Annotated in this window: 11 protein-coding genes and 3 pseudogenes; 8 read left to right on the forward strand and 6 right to left on the reverse strand. The window is 62.4% G+C overall.

The window, feature by feature from the left end:
• Positions 1–45: 45 nt before the first annotated feature.
• Positions 46–975 (forward strand): substrate-binding domain-containing protein, encoded by a 930-nt coding sequence (locus tag AC25BC_RS26995; RefSeq protein ID WP_012755429.1) that lies wholly within the window; start codon positions 46–48, stop codon positions 973–975.
• Positions 976–991: 16 nt separating this feature from the next.
• Positions 992–3,136 carry a methyl-accepting chemotaxis protein gene (locus AC25BC_RS27000; RefSeq protein WP_128439745.1) on the forward strand — a complete coding sequence of 715 codons (2,145 nt, stop codon included), beginning with the start codon at positions 992–994 and terminating at the stop codon, positions 3,134–3,136.
• A 75-nt stretch (positions 3,137–3,211) separates the two neighbouring features.
• On the opposite strand, the gene AC25BC_RS27005 is transcribed toward AC25BC_RS27000, so the two are convergent.
• Positions 3,212–4,474: a DUF3422 domain-containing protein gene (locus AC25BC_RS27005; RefSeq protein WP_012755431.1), complete on the reverse strand. Its 1,263-nt coding sequence runs from the start codon at positions 4,472–4,474 to the stop codon at positions 3,212–3,214.
• On the opposite strand from AC25BC_RS27005, the gene AC25BC_RS27010 reads away from it, so the two are divergent.
• Positions 4,473–4,688 carry a hypothetical protein gene (locus AC25BC_RS27010; RefSeq protein WP_128439698.1) on the forward strand — a complete coding sequence of 72 codons (216 nt, stop codon included), beginning with the start codon at positions 4,473–4,475 and terminating at the stop codon, positions 4,686–4,688. The genes AC25BC_RS27005 and AC25BC_RS27010 overlap by 2 nt on opposite strands.
• An 8-nt stretch (positions 4,689–4,696) precedes the next feature.
• Here the strand turns inward: AC25BC_RS27010 and AC25BC_RS27015 are convergent.
• The 3 genes and pseudogenes from AC25BC_RS27015 to AC25BC_RS27025 all read right to left on the reverse strand — a co-directional run.
• A pseudogene (locus tag AC25BC_RS27015) lies at positions 4,697–6,154 on the reverse strand (MFS transporter).
• Positions 6,155–6,217: 63 nt separating this feature from the next.
• A complete protein-coding gene (locus AC25BC_RS27020) occupies positions 6,218–7,063 on the reverse strand; it encodes an alpha/beta fold hydrolase (protein WP_017996353.1) in 846 nt (281 codons plus the stop codon).
• Between the two features lie 306 nt (positions 7,064–7,369).
• A pseudogene (locus tag AC25BC_RS27025) lies at positions 7,370–8,227 on the reverse strand (FAD-dependent monooxygenase); the annotation flags it as partial.
• A gap of 114 nt (positions 8,228–8,341) precedes the next feature.
• Here AC25BC_RS27025 and AC25BC_RS27030 point away from each other — a divergent pair.
• The gene (locus tag AC25BC_RS27030; protein WP_128439699.1) at positions 8,342–9,265 is read left to right on the forward strand and encodes a LysR family transcriptional regulator; all 924 of its coding nucleotides are present in this window, start codon (positions 8,342–8,344) and stop codon (positions 9,263–9,265) included.
• Between the two features lie 4 nt (positions 9,266–9,269).
• On the opposite strand, the pseudogene AC25BC_RS27035 reads toward AC25BC_RS27030, so the two are convergent.
• Together AC25BC_RS27035 and AC25BC_RS27040 are read right to left on the reverse strand one after the other, a co-directional pair.
• Positions 9,270–10,630 (reverse strand): annotated as a pseudogene (locus tag AC25BC_RS27035) (MFS transporter).
• Positions 10,631–10,884: 254 nt separating this feature from the next.
• The gene (locus AC25BC_RS27040; protein ID WP_012755437.1) at positions 10,885–12,168 is read right to left on the reverse strand and encodes an ABC transporter substrate-binding protein; all 1,284 of its coding nucleotides are present in this window, start codon (positions 12,166–12,168) and stop codon (positions 10,885–10,887) included.
• 191 nt (positions 12,169–12,359) lie between these two features.
• On the opposite strand from AC25BC_RS27040, the gene AC25BC_RS27045 reads away from it, so the two are divergent.
• The 4 genes from AC25BC_RS27045 to AC25BC_RS27060 are packed head-to-tail and all read left to right on the forward strand — an operon-like array spanning position 12,360 to position 18,449.
• The gene (locus AC25BC_RS27045) at positions 12,360–14,882 is read left to right on the forward strand and encodes a hypothetical protein (RefSeq protein WP_128439700.1); all 2,523 of its coding nucleotides are present in this window, start codon (positions 12,360–12,362) and stop codon (positions 14,880–14,882) included.
• Positions 14,883–14,899: 17 nt separating this feature from the next.
• The gene (gene bglB / locus AC25BC_RS27050) at positions 14,900–15,994 is read left to right on the forward strand and encodes a beta-galactosidase BglB (RefSeq protein WP_012755439.1); all 1,095 of its coding nucleotides are present in this window, start codon (positions 14,900–14,902) and stop codon (positions 15,992–15,994) included.
• A complete protein-coding gene (gene pglB / locus AC25BC_RS27055; protein ID WP_128439701.1) occupies positions 15,991–17,355 on the forward strand; it encodes a polygalacturonase PglB in 1,365 nt (454 codons plus the stop codon). Before bglB ends, pglB begins: the two co-directional genes overlap by 4 nt.
• Positions 17,343–18,449: an ABC transporter ATP-binding protein gene (locus tag AC25BC_RS27060; protein ID WP_017996347.1), complete on the forward strand. Its 1,107-nt coding sequence runs from the start codon at positions 17,343–17,345 to the stop codon at positions 18,447–18,449. Before pglB ends, AC25BC_RS27060 begins: the two co-directional genes overlap by 13 nt.
• The last annotated feature ends 2 nt before the right edge of the window (positions 18,450–18,451 follow it).

Here is an 18,451-nt window from a genome sequence, read left to right on the forward strand (position 1 = left end):
AAATTTGAAATAACCCTTTCAGATCCGAATTGTGCAGGGGAATTCATGAAAACGGCCACGCTTGCATCCATCGCCTTGGCGATATCGATCTCTGCTGCCCATGCCCAGACGATCGGGGTTTCGATGTCCGGTCTCGACAAATTCAGGACGGCGCTTCTAAACGGCGTTGTCTCGCATGGGCAGACGATATCCGGCCTCAAACTCGTCACCGAGAATGCCAATGGCGACAAGGAGCTCCAGAAGCAGCAGGTGCAGAAGCTCATTGCCGACAAGGTCGACGCGATCATCCTTGCCGTCTCCGATGGCGACCTCGGGCCGCAAATGACCAAGATGGCGGCAGATGCCGGCATTCCGCTGGTGTACATCAACAACGTTCCTTCCAACCTGCTGGACCTGCCTGACAATCAGGTGGTGGTCGCCTCCAACGAGAAGGAATCCGGAACGCTGGAGACCAAGCAGGTCTGCGCGCTCCTTAAAGGCAAAGGCCGCGTCGTCGTGCTGATGGGCGAACCATTCCACGCGGCCGCGCGTGCCCGCACCCAGGATATATCAGACGTCATTGCCACCCCGGATTGCAGGGGCCTTCAGATCGTCGAGCGGCAGGCGGCCTATTGGTCGAGCGATTATGCCGACCAGCAGATGCAGGAATGGCTGTCGGCCGGCGTCAAGTTCGACGCGGTCATCGCCAACAATGACGAGATGGCGCTCGGCGCGATCCGAGCCATGAAGAAGGCCGGCATACCGATGAAAAATGTCGTCGTCGCCGGCGTCGACGCGACCGACGACGCGCTCGCAGCGATGGTCGCCGGCGATCTCGACGTGACCATTCTCCAGAGCGCCGTCGGGCAGGGCGCTGCCGCTGTCGACGCTGCCGTCAAGCTGATCCGCAAAGAGAAGGTGCCGCGCGAAAACAACGTTCCCTTCGAACTCGTCACACCTGAGAACATTGCCACCTATCTGCCGAAGAGCCAGTGAGCATAAGAGGATTATGATGTTGCATTTCTGGAATAAATTCGGCATTCGCGCACAGATCACCTCCGGCTTCGTGCCGCTGATCCTGTTGATGAGCCTGCTCACGGTCAGCGCGATCTCCGGCATGAACGGGCTCGCCTCGATCTTCTCTTCCTATCGCGCCACGGCCGGCCAAAGTCTCGCCATCTCGGACTACAGCGACCAGCTGAACGAGATTCAGATGTCGGCGGAAGCCTTCCGCTCCACGCCGACGCAGGATGTCGTCGATCGCTTCCGCGCCGGCGTGAAAGCGTTCGACGCCGACGACCCGCGTTTTGCCGGCAACAAGGACCTGCAGTCCGGCCTTGCGGCGATCCGCCAGGACATCGCCACCTATGGCAAGGCTTTCGAACAGATCGTCGCGCTGCAGGCCAGGCGTGATGCCTTGATCTCCAAGGTCACCGAATTCGGCCCCTGGACCAGTATTGCGCTCTACGATGTCGTGCGCAGCGCCTGGCGCCAGAACGATGTGGCCCTGCTGCAGATGACCGCGGCGACACTGGAGGCCTTGAACCGTAGCCTTTATTTCTCCGAACGCTTCGTGCACTCCGATGATTTTGCAGCCTATGACACGGCGCAGGCAGCACTGGCCGAAGCGGTCGCGCTCAACGAAGCGGCTGCGAAAGCCGCAAAGAACGAGCTGCAGAAGAAGCGCCTGATGGGCGCCGGCCAGCTGATGCAGAATTACACCGCCCGTCTCGGCGACATGAAGGACGTGCTGCAGGCCTCGGGCAACATCCGCCAGACGCAGCTCAGCGTGCTCGCGCCGAAAATCTCAGGCGGCTTCAAGGATCTGCAGGCGACGGTAACGGGCGCGCAGAAGACCCTTGATGGTTCGGTGGACGCAACGGTTGCCTCCGCGACCAGCACGACGCTTGTTATCAGCGGGCTGCTGATCGTCATCGGCCTCGTCCTTTCCTATTTCGTCGGCCGGTTGATTTCCTCGGCGGTGCGCAACATGGCGCAGTCCATGGAGCAGCTTGCCCGCGGCGAGGAAGGGATCGTGATAACGGGCGTCGAACATCGCCACGAGCTGGGGGCCATGGCGCGTTCGCTGAAGGTTTTCCAGGAAACGGGGCGCGCCAAGCTGATTGCGGAAGCCAATGCCGACCGCGCCCGCCTGGCGGCCGAAGAAGAGCGGCTCCGCCAGGAGGCCGAGCGGCTCAGCGACGCGCAGGTGATGGAGCATGCCTTCCGCCAGATCTCTGTCGGGCTGGACGCACTCTCGAAGGGCGACCTCACGGTCCGCGTCGGCGAAGTCGACCATCGCTATGTCAGGATCCGGGATCATTTCAACAATTCGGTCGCAAGCCTCGAAGAGGCGGTTGACGCCGTCATTCGCGCGGTCGGCACCATCCGCTCCGGTCTTGCGGAAATCTCCACCGCCTCCAACGATCTCGCCCGCCGCACCGAGCAGCAGGCAGCCTCGCTGGAGGAGACCGTCGCGGCGCTGGGTGAAGTGACCCGCGGCGTCAATGGAACGGCGGAGGGCGCAAGCCGCGCCCAGGGTGTTGTGGCAACCGCCCGCACCAATGCTGAAAAGGGCGGAGAGATCGTTGCTCGCGCCATCGATGCGATGACGGAAATTCAAAATTCGTCGTCCAAGATCGGCAACATCATCAGTGTCATCGACGAGATCGCCTTCCAGACCAACCTGCTGGCGCTGAATGCCGGCGTGGAAGCGGCGCGCGCCGGCGAGGCAGGCAAGGGCTTTGCCGTCGTCGCCCAGGAAGTCCGCGAGCTCGCCCAGCGCTCCGCCAACGCGGCAAGGGAGATCAAACAGCTGATCTCTACATCCTCGGCGCAGGTCAAGACCGGCGTCCAGCTGGTGGGCGAATCCGGCCTTTCGCTCGAACAGATCGTCGAGCAGGTCACCGCCATGAATGCGACCGTGGCCGAGATCGCCGTTGCCGCCCGCGAACAGGCGACAAGCCTGCGCGAGGTCTCGGCTGCCGGCGACCAGATGGACAAGGTGACGCAGCAGAACGCCGCGATGGTCGAAGAGACCACGGCGGCCGCGCAGAGCCTGACACATGAAACCGAAAGCCTTGCCGAACTGCTGCGGCGGTTCAGGACGGGTAGCGGCCGGGCATCGGAACATCGCCACTACGCGATGGCATCCTGACGTCCTGCCGATGCAGGCAAGAAAACGCCGCCGCCGCGAAAGGGCGGCGGTGAGCGGTCATCGGCCAGCGTCGCCTCAATGGCTCTCTGATGCGGGACCGTGAGAGTGGCCGGCAATGCTCTTGCGAACATGGCGAACTGCCGTCCACACGGCGAAGAGCACGAGCGGGATGGCGCCGAGAACGGCGAGCTTTGCGATGTGCGGATCGACGCCCAGTTCGGAGATGCTTTCCAGGCAGATCTTTGCGAGGCCAACGGTGTAATAGGTGATGGCGATGACGGAGAAGCCTTCGACCGCCTGCTGGATATGCACCTGGATGCGCGCCCGCTCTTCCATTGATGTCAGGAGTGAGGCGTTCTGATCTTCGAGCTGAACCTGCACGGTGGTTCTGAGCAGGTCTCCGGCCAGGCTAACACGTTCGGCCAGTTCATCGAGGCGGCGTTCGGCGGCGTGAACCGCACGGACGGCCGGCTGAAAGCGCCGGTCGATGAAGGTGCCGATCCGCTGGCGCTGCTCGACGCGCTCCTCGCGCAGCTCCGACGATCTGCTTGCGACGATCTCGGCATAGGCTTTCGTCGCGCCGAAGCGGTGACGAGCGAGAGCGGAGAAATTGAGCACATCCGACGAGAGCTTGGTGACCTCGGAAAGCAGGGCCTTGTCGACTTTGACCGCACTCTGCATATGCGAGATCAGCAGGTCGAGGCGCCGGTCGAAGACGAAAAGCTTCGACACCGTCTCGCGTGCCATCGGCAACGCCAGCAACGCCATCATCCGGTACGTCTCGATCTCCAGGAAACGCCTGACCATGCGGCCGGTGCGATAGGCGTTGAGATTGCGGTTGAAGAACAGGAATTCGACGAAACCGCTATCGGTCAGCCGGAAGTTCGAATGCACTTCCGCGTCGCCGCCGCCGACTTGTGAAGCGACATAGTCGAGCTTCGGTTTTTCCGGACCTTGCCCGTCCTTTTCGTCCCGCACCAGCACGCGGACGGCTGCGATGATCTTCCCGTCGATCTGACGGCAGCAGGCCTGAAAGGCTTCCGGCGGATTGCTGCCGGGTTCGGCCGATGCGGGAACGACGAAAGTCAGGGTGAGGAACTCGGTATGCGCCTCCCACTTCAGCCGGCCGTCGCCGATGCGGCCGATGCCGTGGTTGCCCTCGCGGGTCGTGGAGACATCTTCCAGTCCCGGCAGGGAAGTTGGTATCTGAGGAGGGGCATTCTCGCCGACGATGGCGACGTGCCACACATCCGTGTCGCCATCGAAGTAAAGCGACGGCCGCGCGTGGAGCTCGTTGTGAAGTTCCCTTCGCAGCGGATGCTCGGAGCCCATCGGCATGGAAATGCACCTCTATACGGTAGACAGTCGCTGGGTCGCCGGATGGAACCGGGTTGCCGGCATGTGTGAGTTGACCATGGCGCCTGCGAGCCGGCGAAGGCTGACAACGCCTATAGCCTCTCCCGAACCGCGTGTCACCATAAAGGGCAACGATGTCGGCGGCGTGCGCGACATCGTTGCCCTATTGCTCGATTGTCACCCGCTGAACTGGTGATGCTGACCTTACGATGAGGTTTCTTCCAGTCGACGTCCCCCGGTCTCGATCATTCCGATCGCCGCGACTGCGCCGATGGCGGCGACGATCGCGAACATCATGAACACCGAATTGATGCCCTGCGTCCCCATCATATAACCGACCGTGGTCGGCCCGACGGCCGAGGCTATGCGCAGCCATGATGTCGCAAGACCGGTTCCGATGGCGCGCATCCGCGTCGGATAGATCTCCGGCGTGTACAGATACAAAACCGCATTGATCGACCCGACAACGCCATAGGCAAGCGTTGCCAGCACGATCAACGACCAGAGCTGGCCTGCGCCACCGGCAGCCAAGGCGGTCAACAGTGCCGCGCCGACCAGGAAGGATACAATGGCCCAAGTTCTTCGACCGATGCGGTCGATGCAGAAAGCGCAAACCAGAAGGATGGCGACCTGGGCGACATTGGTCATCGACGCCGCCCGGAGAGCGCTTCCGAGCTCGAGCTTCTAGACGGTGTGATAGAGTGTTGGCATCCAGTTGTTGAGGCTGTTGGCGACGAAGAACGAACTCGCCCAAAGGACCCAGGCGATCAACGTCCTGGCGCGGAAGCGTGGAGACAGCAGCTCGCTCCAGCGGCTTCTCGGCTGCCGGGCGACCTGTGCGGGGGCGGGCGCTGCAGCCGGCGCTTCAGGCGCCGGTTGCGGCTCCTGTTGATAGTCGAGGTTTGCCTTTCTTGCGCTCGCCTCAGCCTGAAGGATGATCGCTTCCGCTTCGTCCAGGCGTTGCTGGCCGATCAACCAGCGCGGCGATTCCGGCAGCCGATAAAGCAGATAGGCGATGACGAGACCGGGAATGCCGCCGATGAAGAACAGCGATGTCCATCCGAGGATCGGCACGAGCAAGGTCCCAACCTGGCCGGTGATCATCAGCCCGACCGGAAAGATCATCTCATACAGCATGAAATAGCGGCCGCGTCCCTTCGCCCGCAAAAGTTCGCTGATATAGGTGGCGGCGACCGGCATTTCTCCTCCGACGCCAATACCCTGGATCAGCCGGCACAGGAAAAGCATCTGAAAATTGCCGGTGAGCGCGCAGGCGAGGCCCATGACCGACATCAGCGCTGTGGCCGCTGCCGCCATGGGGACGCGGCCGAAACTTTCGGCAAGACGGCTGAAAAGCAGGGCGCCGAGCAATTGGCCGATGTAGCTGGCGGCGATCATCCAGCCGATCTGGGCCGGAGAAAGCTCCCATAGCTTGATCAGGATCGGAAGGACGAATGCCAGCGAAAGGGCATCGAAGGCATCGAGAAACGTGGCGCTCCCCATGACGATCCGCGCCCGGCGGTGCCAGGGTGTAAAGGGAATGGCTTCGAAACGGGCAGTCAGCGCTGCGGCGCGACCGCTGTCCGATGCCGGGCTCGGATCGCGGGCCTCAAGCCCATCTGCGGTCGCGGATGCGGCCAGCGTAATTGTGTTGTCGTGCATTCTATCCTCCCAGATTCAGCACCTTGATGATGGCCGGCGCCTTCGTAGCGCCGGCATTGGGCGTTAGCCGTTGGTCCGCTTGAACAGCGATCGGATCGCATCGGCGATCTGGTCGGGGCATTCGATCGGCGTCAGATGCCGCGCGGCGGGCAAGACGGTGAGGGATGCGCCCGGAATGGCCGCAGCGAGATCTCGGGCCGTCTCGACGGGTGTGGCGTAATCCTCCTCGCCGACGACCACCGAAACAGGAAACAGGAAACCTCCCAGATGCCGGCGCAGATCGGCATCGCCGAGCATGGCGCAGGTCGCGGCATAGGCATCGATATCGTTGGCGGTAAAGACCGACATGGCATGCTGAACCTGCGCCGGATGATCCATCCGGAATCGATCGCCGAACCAGCGCGTTGCCTGAAACTCGGCCATCGATGCCAGCCCTTCGCTGCGAGCCTTTGCCGCCCGGGCCCGCCATTCCGTGGGCGCGTTGGCACCATACCAGGCGGTGGTATCGATCAGCAGCATGGCGCGCACCAGCTCGGGGTGCCGCGCCGCGAAGGTCTGCGCCACGCAACCGCCCATGGAGCAGCCCGCGACGACGGCGTCACTCCACCCGAGTTCTCCCATCAGGTCGGCGATATCGTCGCCGAACCGCTCGACATCGTAGGGACCGGCAGGCTTGTCGCTCCTGCCATGGCCACGGCAGTCCATCGTGACGATATCCGCATCCTCCAGCCGCCCGACAACCCGATCCCAGACACTGGCGTCGAGCGCCAGTGAATGGATCAGAACGACGCGCGGCCCACCCGGCCGTCCACTGCGTCTATAAGCAAGGCCGATACCATCGGACGTTCTCGCATAGGCGACGCCGGAAGCCGTCTCGCGCGCATTTGCTGCACTGTTGGACATCGACATTCCCTTATCCGGCAAGCGCCATATCGTTTTCGCCCACGAGCGGCACGTTCCACGCATCGTAGCCATAGAGCCAGGACGTGTCTTCGTTGCCCCCCGACATCCAGGTATTGGCGCTCGAAATCGCCTGGATGCGTGAGGTGCGCGGCTTGCGGTTTGCCTCGTAGCGGCGGAACGCGCCTTCGATGTCGTCATTGTCGACGCCGGCAAGGCACCGCGCCAGCACTGCCGCGTCCTCGATCGAGGTCGCACTCCTTGCGCCATATAGGGCGTCATCGGGTGGCAGGCGTCGCCGAGAAGCACCACGCGTCCGTCGCTCCAGCGCGCCAGAGGTTCACGTTCGAGGATTGCCCACTTGTGACAGTCCGGGCATGCATTGAGAACCATCTGCACTTCCGGATGAAAGCCTTCATAGGCGGTGCGCAATTCCTTCACGTCGCCCTTGGCGGACCAGGATTCCGAGGTCAGCCAGTCGGCGGGCTCAGGCACGCTGGTGACGAAGTAGAGCGAGCTGCGGTCTGCGGCGGTGTAGTAGATGACGATGTGGCGATCGACACCCCACCACTTCGTTCTGGACGCCTGGATCTCGCCGCCATTCATCAGGCTCGCGTCGAAGACCGCGCGGTAGGCGATCCGGCCCTTGTGGATCGGTTTGTCAGGGCCGACGACGATGTCGCGAACCAGCGAATGCACGCCATCAGCGCCGATCACCGCATCGGCATCCGCCTTCGTGCCGTCGGCGAAAGAGAGCGTTACGCCGCCCTTCGTCTGATCCAGGCCGACGAGCTTCTTGCCGAGGTGAACGATCTCCGGCGGCAGCACGGAATAAAGCGCTTCATGCAGGTCGGCCCGGTGCATGCAGAGAAAGGGCGCGCCGTAAAGGCTTTCCGGCATCGGAAGCTCGCGCTTGATCTCACCGGTATCCCAGACGCGGTTGAGATGAGAATAGGGCTCGAACGCAAGTTTTTGAAGCCTGTCGAGAACGCCGATACCGCGCAGGACGCGCGACGAATTCGGCAGCATCTGGATGCCGGCGCCGATGCGGGCAAATTTCGGTGCCTGCTCGTAGACATTCACGTCGATACCGACCTGGCGAAGGGTCGCCGCGGCGGCGAGACCACCCATGCCGGCACCAACGATCGCGATTTTCGGTTTACTTCCAGCCATGCGATTTTCCTCCCTTGGCAATCAAGATGGCGCTAGTCGTAATGGGGCATCTATAGTATGTAAAATATTTATATAATTCATGTATGAAACCCTTTAAGTTTATGTTGGAAGCCGATGGAATTGAGACACCTCCGCTATTTCGTGGCCGTCGCAGAAGAGGGGAGCATCTCGCGAGCTGCCGCGCGTCTCAACATCCAGCAGCCGCCGCTTGGTCAGCAGATCCGCGATCTTGAATACGAGCTTGGCCTTTCCCTCTTTGATCGGCATCCGAAGAAGATCGTGCTCAACGCTGCCGGCGCGGTTTTTCTTGCCGACGCCCGCGACATTCTGAAGCGCGCCGGTCAGGCAGTCGAAAATGTCCGCCGCTACGACAAAGGCGAGGCCGGCCAGCTGTCCGTCGGCTTTACGAGTTCCGCGTCGCTGCATGTTCTGGCGCCGAAGCTGCTGCAGCAGTTCCGTCTTTCCTATCCGCTCGTGAAAATCGCCGTCGAAGAAAGCGAGACCTACGAACTCATTCTCGCCTTGCAGGAGGGCCGTATCGATGCAGCGTTGCTGCACATCGACGCAAATCGATTTCCGGATCTGGCGAGCACGGTGCTTTCCGAAGAGGACATGATCGTCGCCATCCCTCTTGGTCATCCCCTTGCGGATGAACGCCTCGGTCCGATCACGCTGAAAATGCTGGAGGGGCAGGACGTGGTCGTTTACCGGCGACCCGACGGCCCTGGCATATTCGAGCGTATCTTGCAGTCCCTCGATCGTGCAGGCGTGACGCCTGCGATCGTCGACGAAGTCTATCGCATCGTCGCAGCGATCAACCTCGTTGCCGGCGGTCGCGGCGTCACGATCGTTCCAACCTCCATGCAGGTCCTCCATCCGGAGGTCATTGCCTATCGCGCGCTCGCTCCCGGCCAACTTTCACCCTTGCCGCTCTGCATCGCTTACCGGCGTGATCTGAAACTCTCCATCGTGCGGAATTTCGTTGCGCTGACGAAGGACATCGCCGCCGTTCCGCCGCATATGCGTGATCGAGCCTGACCGTTCAGAGCAAGCGCCAGGCAGCGAGGCTTCCAAGCAGTTGCGTGCTGCCGCCGACCGACATCGCGACGATGAAGGCCGTTTCTGCTTCTCCCAAAAAGGCGAAGATCGCTCCCAGTAAGGCGACGCCTATCGTCGCCCCGACCATGCGGGCAACATTGATCAGGGCGCTCGCCGTGCCGGCGCGATCGGCCGCCACGGTTGAAACCGCGACCGCCGTCAGAGGCCCCGTCGCCATGCCCATCCCGACCCCGGTCAGCAACAATCCGACCTCTTCGGCAATGAACCAATCGGCCAGAAAGGATGAGCCGAGCAGGAGGTTGCCCAAACCCATCAGCGCCAGTCCCGCCGATATGGTGCGTTTCTTCCCCAGGCGCTCCGAGATCGAACCGGAGAAGGGTGAGATCGCGATGAAGCTGATGGCCATTGGCAGCAGAGACAGCCCGACCTCCACCGAGGCCAGGCGTCGAAGGCTGAGGGAGGCGAGTGGAAAGAGAAAGAGCGTGCCATACATGCCGAACGTCATTGCCGCCGTTCCGGCCATCGCACCGCGAAACTGCCTGCCCGAAAACATCGAGATCGGAACCAGAGCCGTCTGCTCCAGGCGCTTTTCGACGATGATGAAGAGCAGCAGAAGCAGGGCGCCCGCGATGGCCAGGAGGGCCGTCCACAAAGGCGGCAGGTGCAATGATTCGATCGCCGTGAGGGTAAGAACGGTGAGGGATGCTATCCCAGCAACTGACCCGGCATGTCGAAGGACCGGCCTTGCCGATCGGCGCTTTCCGGAACGAAAAACCGTGCCGCCGCCGCCGCGATCAGCGCGATGGGGATGACGACGAAGAAGACGGATCGCCAGCCGAAATCACGGATGAGGAAGCCGCCGAGGCTTGGGCCGATCGCAAGCGACATTCCATTGCAGCCGGCCCAGATCCCGAGCGCTCGGGCACGGACCTTCTCATCCCGGTAGATGACCCGGATCAGCGAAAGCGAAGCGGGCAGCAGGAGGGCGGAGCCGAAGCCGGTCAAGGCTCTCGCGGCGATGAGGATCGCGATGGTCGAGGCGAATGCGCAGCCAAGGCTCGCCAGCGCAAAGACAGCGCAGCCGATCACGAACATCAGACGTCGGCCGTAAAGATCGGCGAACAAGCCGCCGCTGATGAGAAGTGCTGCGTAAACGAGATTGTAGGCGTCGACGACCCATTGCAGCTCGGTGACGGAGGCTTTGAGATCGAGTCCGATTGGCTGAACCGCCAGATTAACGACCGATGTATCGACCTGCGCCACGATCACGCCGAGGCAGAGAATGGCGAGAGAGGCCGGCTTCAACTGTGCGTAAGCCCTGGAGTTTTGTTCGATTGAATTCATGACGCTGCCTTTCCATTACAGCGCCGCGCGTCATTTTAGACGCTCAAAGGACGCTGTAACATTTTGAATTGCCGCGATAATTTTATCGCTAAGCCAATTCCGGAAGGAATTATGCAGTAGGAAACGTAACGTCGTTCAGGCCATCGACAATTCGAAACGCATCGAAGTGTTCGAGAAAAAACGAAAAAGCCACGGCCCTGTTGCGAGGCCGTGGCTGCTGCGTGCGCGCATTTTGCGGGACAACGCGTGACCGGTTACTTGGCGGCGAGCGCCTGGTTGACCTTGTCGACGTCGGCATTCATCGCCTTGAAGGTCTCGTCGAGGGAAAGCTCGCCGACGATCAGCTGGCTCATCCTCTGGACGATGAGCTGATAGATGGCGGAGGATCCCTTGAGACGTTCCAGGTCCCGGGCTGCCTGCGGCACGCTATTGCGGCTTCCAAGAAAGACGGCCATCGCCTCCTTGGCATTCTTGCTCTCAAGCTTGTATTGCGGGTCCTTGATGTCGGCGCCCGTCAGGACGACGTAATTTTCAGCGATTTCACGCTGGACCTTTTCAGAGCCGAGGAACTCGATGAACGCGGCCACGGCCTCGGGAGACTTGGTGCGCTTGAAGCCAACGATCGCGGTGCCACCGGGCATCGCATAGCAGCCGGCATCGCCGCAGGGCGCGCTGATCGCCGTCCAGTCGAAGGCGTCGCCGATCTTCTTCTGGAACGGATTGACCATCCAGTTGCCGGCGAGATAGGTCACGACGTTGCCGTTGACGAACTCGTCACCCATGTTCTTGTACTGGGTTCCCCCGGCAGCACCCCACATTTCCTTCGGGAAGGAGCCGTCCTTCGTCCAACCGTAGAGATCCGTGACGTAGCGCTTGGCGGCATCGTCGGGGAAGAAGAACTTGCCGTCCTTGACGTAGTTCGAACCGTAGGAGAATGCCGCGCCGGAAAAGCGGTGGCCCGAGCGGTCCATCGTGAAGGGGATCTGAGCGCCGGTCGCCTTGGCGACGCGCGCCGAGGCTTCGACGATATCCTTCAGCGTGGCGGTGGGCTTGGGAAGCGGTTCGCCGGCCTGTTCGAACAGCGTCTTGTTGACGAAGGGCAGGTTGAAGGTCTGCGAGGCGATATAGCCGTTGATCGACTGCGGATCGTTGACGCCGGGGAAGCGAAGCGTGTTCAGGCTGTCGCCGTGCAGCTTGGCGAAGCCATCCGGGTCCTTCATGTAGGGACGCATGTCGAGGTAATAGGGCGCAAGCTGCCAGTCGGTGATCTTGGCGATGTCAGGGCCCTCGCCGACGGCAAGCTGCACCGGCAGCTGCTTGGCGACCGCATCATAGCCCGAAGAGACGAAGTTGACCTTGACGTCGGGATTCGCCGTCTCGAATTCCTTGCTGAGCGCTTCCATGCGCTCGACGTAAGCCTGGTCGTCGTCGGTGAACAGAAAGGTGATTGTCTTGGTTTGCGCCATGGCCGCGCCGGCCCATGCGAAAGAAACGGTTGCCAACGCCAGTGCGACGGCCCCTGAGAGATAGGTTTTCATTTTCATCCTCCCATGAAAACATTTTCATCAATCGCGGCCTCAGCCGTCGATAAATCAATTTCATATACTTGACATTCGTTGCGTCAAGCTATTTTCTGCGGCAATAGCGATGTTTTTGGGCATTTTTCAAGAATGGCGCGCACAAATAACCTAATGAAAATATTTTCATAGGATTGCGGAGGAGGCGGTCTGTGAAAACGGAATGCATCAAGCAGCCGGGCGAGATGGCGCCAGCATACAGTGTGGCCACGGGCCAGACGATCACGGCATGGGCCGTTTGCGGCCTGATCGCCAGCTATTTTCCCGGCGAGCCCGCGCCGGCCGAAGATCGCGTAAACTATCGTTTCATCAACGGTTTCGTCGATGTCGGAGATCTGCCCTGCCGCAAGGCCTTTTGGTCGACCATGGTCGGGCGGCCGCTATTGCCCGACACCGCCTGGCCGACCGAAAGCCTCAATCTTCCCGGCTCGAACCGTCGCGTCGAGTTCACCGGCTTCTGGCACGTACCGACGCATCTCAGGCGATGGCTGAAGGGCACGTTCAGAACGGAGACCGCGCGAACGCTCAATCTCAGACTGAAGACCTGCGGCGGCGTTCGCATATGGGTCAACGGACAGGAGGCGGTGCGCTTCGAACCCTTCAAGCGCAACACCGAGAGCGCAACCGACATAAGGCTGGCGCTGGACGCCGGCGACAACCAGATCCTCGTCCATACCGAAGACTTGGCCGAGCGTGACACGACGTGGTTCTTCGAGCTCGAGATGCTGGACGAGGAGCCGCTCTGCGTGCTGCTGCCCGTATCGCTGGATCAGGATGAGGTCCGCGAGCTGGAAGCCCTTGCTCGCGGCGTCCGTCCGGCTCGCGACGTCTTCGTCAATCAGCCGCTGGAGATCATCTTCGGCACAGCGCCCGAACGCGATCTGCCGGTAGAGATCAAGGTCGTCGGTCATGGTCACGAGCGGCCCGTTCTCGCGCATTCCCGATTGACGCTCAAGGCCCATCAGAGCAGCCTAACGGCCGACGATATCTGCGGCATTCCGGACGGTTATCACGGCGTCCACATGACGATCGGCTCCGGCACGGGCTCGGTCACGCGCGTCATCGATGCCGCTTTCATGAGCAGCATTTCGCCGTTGTCGGCCGAGGCGTCGCTCGCCGCCCGCAAGCGGCAGGCGCTGGAATACAGCGCCCGCTTCGGCGCGAACCGCGTCGGGCGCCTCATTGCGATGATGGAAACCGGTCACCACGACCAGGAAAGCTTCGACCGCATCATCGAGGCGACGCTCGCCTCCATCGATGCGCGGGAGGATTGCTCGGATTTCATCATGGTGCCGCTCTTGTGGCTGCTCGGCGCCTATGCCGACCGGATGCCCGATGCAGTGATCGCTCGCATCCGGCATTCCGCCCGCTCCTACCGTTACTGGGTCGACGAGCCGGGCAACGACGCGATGTGGTTCTGGAGCGAGAACCATGTGCTCTGCTTTCATACCAGCCAGCTGCTGGCCGGACTTCTTTTGCCCGACGAGGTGTTTTCGGCCTCGGGCCGCACGGGGCGGCAGCAGGCGGAACTTGCCGGCGAGCGGCTCGGCCGCTGGTTCGACAGCGTCGAAGCCCATGGGTTGGCGGAGTGGAACTCGGCGGCCTATTACCCGATCGATTTCATCGGCCTGCTGGCGCTGGAGCGCTGGGCTGAGGCGGCCGTTGCCCAGCGCGCCCGCGCCCAGATCGATCTCATCTTCCGCATGATCGCCCTTCACACGCTCGCAGGCGTTCCGGCCGGATCGCAGGGCCGTGCCTACGACAAGGAGTTGCGCGCCGGCCCGCTGACCGAGCTTGCGCCCTTCGCCCAGGTCGCCTTCGGAACCGGCTGGCTGAACAATGGTGTGGCGGCATTGACCATGTTCTGCGCCGGCAGCTATGAGCCGCCCGCCGATCTGGCCGAACTTGCGCCGCTCACCCGATCAAGAAGCGTCGAGGCGCGCTACAGCCAGGGCCTCGAGAGCGGAAAACTCGTGCTGTTCAAGAACGAGGCGGCGCAGCTTTCGACGGTCGTCGATCACAAGACCGGCCAGAAGGGGCACCAGCAGCATGTGCTCGACATCCGGCTGGCCGGCCATCCGATGGCGAGGCTGTGGGTCAACCATCCCGGCGAGGACGACCCCTGGGGCAATCAAAGGCCGTCCTATTGGGCCGGCAACGGCATCCTGCCGCGCGTTGCCCAGCATCGCGACGTTGCCCTCCTGATCGAGGACACAAGCGACGCACGCCACGCATGGACGCACGCCTATATCGGCCGCGACGGGCTGGACGATCTCATCATCGAAGACAAGTGGCTCATCGCGCGATCGGGCCGGGGATTTTCCGCCCTCTGGGCGTCGAACGGCCTGGAGCTGATCACCGACGGCCCGACCGCCGGCCGCGAGGCGCGCTCCTACGGGCAGCTTTGCGGCTGGGCTGGTATCGTCGGATGCGGCAACGACGATGCCTTCAAGGCGTTCGTCGAACGCCTGGGCCGGACGACGGTTTCCTTCGATCCCGGGCTTCGGCGTCTCTCTCTGACGCCGCCGGGCGGCCCGGCGATCGACCTCTCCTACGCCGATGGTCTTTCGATCGGCGGCGAGGCGAGGCCCTTCACCCACGATCAGCCGCAACCGATCCTCACCTACGACAGTGCTGCCTCCGGCGCCGGCACTGACGGGCCGTTCTACTCCTGAAAACATAGGTCTCCAGCATGAACACAACATCTGTCGATAACGCCGCCCTCCTGACGACGATTGATCGCGTGGCAACGGCTTTCAGCCGGCTCAGAGGCATCAAGGAAGGTCTCGTGACGGGAAATTCGGCCTCCGGAATCCAGTTCGACGAGTGGGACTGGGAAGTCGGCGTCGGTCTTTACGGCTTCCTGCGCCGCGCCATTTCCACCAATGATCAAAAAGCGCTGCAGGAACTCGTCGCCTGGTATGCCGGCCAGATTGAACGCGGCCTGCCGCCGCGCCAAATCAACAGCACGGCGCCGATGCTGCCGCTTGCGATCCTGGTCCAGCATGTCGACCGTCCCGACTTTCGCGCGCTCGTCGAGGACTGGGCCGAATGGCTCGTCAAGGAACTGCCGAAGACCGAGGACGGCGGCTTTCAGCACGTCGTCAAGGAGCGCCTCAACGACGGCGAATTGTGGGACGATACGCTGTTCATGGCCTGCCTGTTTCTTGCCCGCGCCGGCGTTCTCTGCGAGCGCAGCGAGTGGATCGACGAGGCCGTCTATCAGTTCGTGATCCACACCCGCTATCTCTCCGATCCGGTCAGCGGGCTCTGGTATCACGGCTGGACCTTCAACGGACGGCACAATTTTGCCAATGCCTTCTGGGCGCGCGGCAATGCCTGGATCACCGTCGCCATCCCCGAGCTCTTCGACCTCGTTCCGACGCTCGGCGAGAAGGACCGGCGTTTTCTGTCGAACGTCCTCGTCAGCCAGGTGCGCTCCTTGAAAGCATACCAGCGGCCGGACGGCATGTTCACGACGCTTCTCGACGATCCGTCGTCGCCGCTGGAAACCTCGGCCACGGCGGGCATTGCCTACGGCATATTGCGCGCTATCGATGCCGGCATTCTCGACAAGGACGACAGGGCCTATGCGGAGCGCGCGCTTGCGGCGGTGCTGGCGCAGATCGATGAAGAAGGCGTCGTCCACGGCGTCTCGGACGGCACGCCGATGGGTCATGACCTCGATTTCTACAGGCGCATCCCCAACGTGCCGACGCCTTATGGCCAGGCGCTGACCATGCTGCTGCTGACGGAAGTCTTTCTCGAGAACGGCCAGCGCCAATGAGCCCCGTGTCTCTTGTCGCGATCGAGCCGGCGCAGAGCGACGATACGGTCCGTCTGCAGGCGGCCATCGACGGCCTGTCGGCTTCAGGTGGCGGACGCGTTGAGCTCATGGCCGGCATCCATGTCTGCCGCGGGCTCCAGCTCAGATCCGGCGTCGACCTTCATCTGGCCGCCGGTGCGATCCTGCGTCCCGTTCCGGATTACGCGGCCTATGCGCAGACGACCGTTTCGGTGATCGCCGAAAAATCCGACCGCGGCATGATCGTCGCCAAGGATGCGCGGCGAATCAGCCTGACGGGGGCGGGGCGCATCGAAGCCGGTTGTGACAGCTTCATCGTGGGAGACGACGAGACGGTGGGGACCTTCATCCCGGCCGAATTTCGTCCCCGCGTCGTCGTCTTCGAGGGCTGCGACGAGGTCGAGATCAGCTCCGTCCATATTTGCCGCTCGCCGATGTGGACGCTGCACTTCGTCAACTGCACCGATGTTGCGGTCAGGAACGTGATCATCGACAACGACCGCCGCCTTCCCAACACGGACGGGATCGTGCTGGATGCCTGCCGCGGCGCCGTTATCGAGGATTGCCGGATATCGACGGCCGACGACGGCATATGCCTGAAGACGAGCATCGGTCCTGACCGTGTCGCCATCGGGCGTTGCGAAAACATTCTCGTCCGCAGATGCTCGGTTCAGAGCCTTAGCTGCGCGCTGAAGATCGGCACGGAAACGCATGGCGATGTCACCAATGTCGTGTTCGAGGATTGCAGCGTCTCATCTTCCAACAGGGCCCTCGGCGTATTCTCCCGCGACGGCGGCCGGATATCGAACGTGAGGTTCTCACGAATTGCGGTGGAGTGCCGCGAGACGCCCGATGGTTTCTGGGGTTCGGGGGAGGCGCTGACCGTCAATGTCGTCGACCGTGTTACGGAACGCGCGGCAGGCGCCATCGAAAATCTCATCGTCGAGGACATCACCGGCCGGATGGAGGGGGCGATCACCGTCATTTCGACCTCGCCGGCCGGCATCCGCAACGCATCGCTGGCACGCATCGCCATCGATCAGCAGCCGGGGCAGCTCGGCACTGCGCGATCCTACGACCTGCGTCCAACGAACGCCGACCTCTCCCCGAAAGCCGATGCCGGCGGCCGCGCCAATGCCTGGACCCGCGGGTCGGACGGGCGAGTGATCGGTCTTGAGCACTATCCGGGAGGAATGCCGGCCGTCTACGTGGCTGATGTCACCGGGATCTTGATGAACGAGGTGCGGATCACAAGGCCGACACCGCTGCCGCAAGGCTGGAACAAAAACGACGCCGTCTTCGAAACGGCGGCACCTGATGGGAGTGGGGCATGGCAGAACTGAAACTTTCCAACGTCAACAAATCGTATGGCTCGGTCAAAGTCCTGCATGACGTCGAACTCGATATCACGGACGGCGAGTTCGTCGTCTTCGTCGGGCCGTCGGGATGTGGCAAGTCAACTCTGCTGCGTGTCATTGCCGGCCTCGAAGAGGTGACGGAGGGCGCAATCGCGATCGGGGGCCGCGATGTCAGCGCGCTCTCGCCGGCCGAGCGCAAGATCGCAATGGTCTTCCAGTCCTACGCGCTCTATCCGCATATGAGCGTTCGCAAAAACCTCGCTTTCGGCCTGGAGAACCTGAAGTTCAAGCGTGCCGAGATCGAGGCGCGGATTGCCGAGGCCGCCAGGATGCTGGCGATCGAGCCCTACCTGGACCGACGCCCGAAGCAGCTTTCGGGCGGCCAGCGCCAGCGCGTGGCGATCGGCCGGGCTATCGTGCGCGAACCGGACATTTTTCTCTTCGACGAGCCGCTGTCGAATCTCGACGCGGCGCTGCGCGTTCAGACCCGCGCCGAGATCACCAAGCTCCACCGCGAGATCAAGACGACGATGATTTATGTCACGCATGACCAGGTCGAGGCGATGACGATGGCCGACAAGATCGTCGTGCTGCGCGCCGGGCGGGTCGAGCAGGTCGGCGCGCCGCTGGACCTGTTCGATAGCCCACGCAATCTCTTCGTCGCCGGCTTCCTCGGCTCGCCGCGCATGAACATCATCAAGGGCAAGGTCGCTGGCATCGAGGAAGGCGGCGTCGTCATCGATGTCGGCAATGGTGGCAAGGTCGTCAGCGATGTCGATCCCGCCGGAATTGCGGTCGGACAGGCTGTTCTCGCCGGCATCCGGCCCGCGCATTTTTCACGCTCCAGCGAGCAGGGCCTGCCGTTCATCGTCCAGTATCACGAGGGCCTCGGTACGGAGACCTATGTCTATGGCAATCTTGCAGGCCATGACGAGCAGATCATCATTCACGAGGCCGGCCATTTCGCGCCGGCGCCTGGTGATCGCATCCTGATCGATGCCGCCCCGGGGCGGGTTCATCTGTTCGATCCCGAAAGCGGCCTGGCTTTTGCCCGGCGGCCCGGACAGGGGAGGCGCTGAAC

The sequence above is a fragment of the Rhizobium sp. WSM409 genome (assembly GCF_057653825.1).

Bases quoted from the DNA above. Each gene is read 5' to 3' on its own strand.
- AC25BC_RS27040 (WP_012755437.1), bottom strand. From the start codon at position 12,168: ATGAAAACCTATCTCTCAGGGGCCGTCGCACTGGCGTTGGCAACCGTT.
- AC25BC_RS27030 (WP_128439699.1), top strand. From the start codon at position 8,342: ATGGAATTGAGACACCTCCGCTATTTCGTGGCCGTCGCAGAAGAGGGG.
- AC25BC_RS27060 (WP_017996347.1), top strand. From the start codon at position 17,343: ATGGCAGAACTGAAACTTTCCAACGTCAACAAATCGTATGGCTCGGTC.
- pglB (WP_128439701.1), top strand. From the start codon at position 15,991: ATGAGCCCCGTGTCTCTTGTCGCGATCGAGCCGGCGCAGAGCGACGAT.
- AC25BC_RS27000 (WP_128439745.1), top strand. From the start codon at position 992: ATGTTGCATTTCTGGAATAAATTCGGCATTCGCGCACAGATCACCTCC.
- AC25BC_RS27010 (WP_128439698.1), top strand. From the start codon at position 4,473: ATGGAAATGCACCTCTATACGGTAGACAGTCGCTGGGTCGCCGGATGG.
- AC25BC_RS27005 (WP_012755431.1), bottom strand. From the start codon at position 4,474: ATGCCGATGGGCTCCGAGCATCCGCTGCGAAGGGAACTTCACAACGAG.
- AC25BC_RS26995 (WP_012755429.1), top strand. From the start codon at position 46: ATGAAAACGGCCACGCTTGCATCCATCGCCTTGGCGATATCGATCTCT.
- bglB (WP_012755439.1), top strand. From the start codon at position 14,900: ATGAACACAACATCTGTCGATAACGCCGCCCTCCTGACGACGATTGAT.
- AC25BC_RS27020 (WP_017996353.1), bottom strand. From the start codon at position 7,063: ATGTCGATGTCCAACAGTGCAGCAAATGCGCGCGAGACGGCTTCCGGC.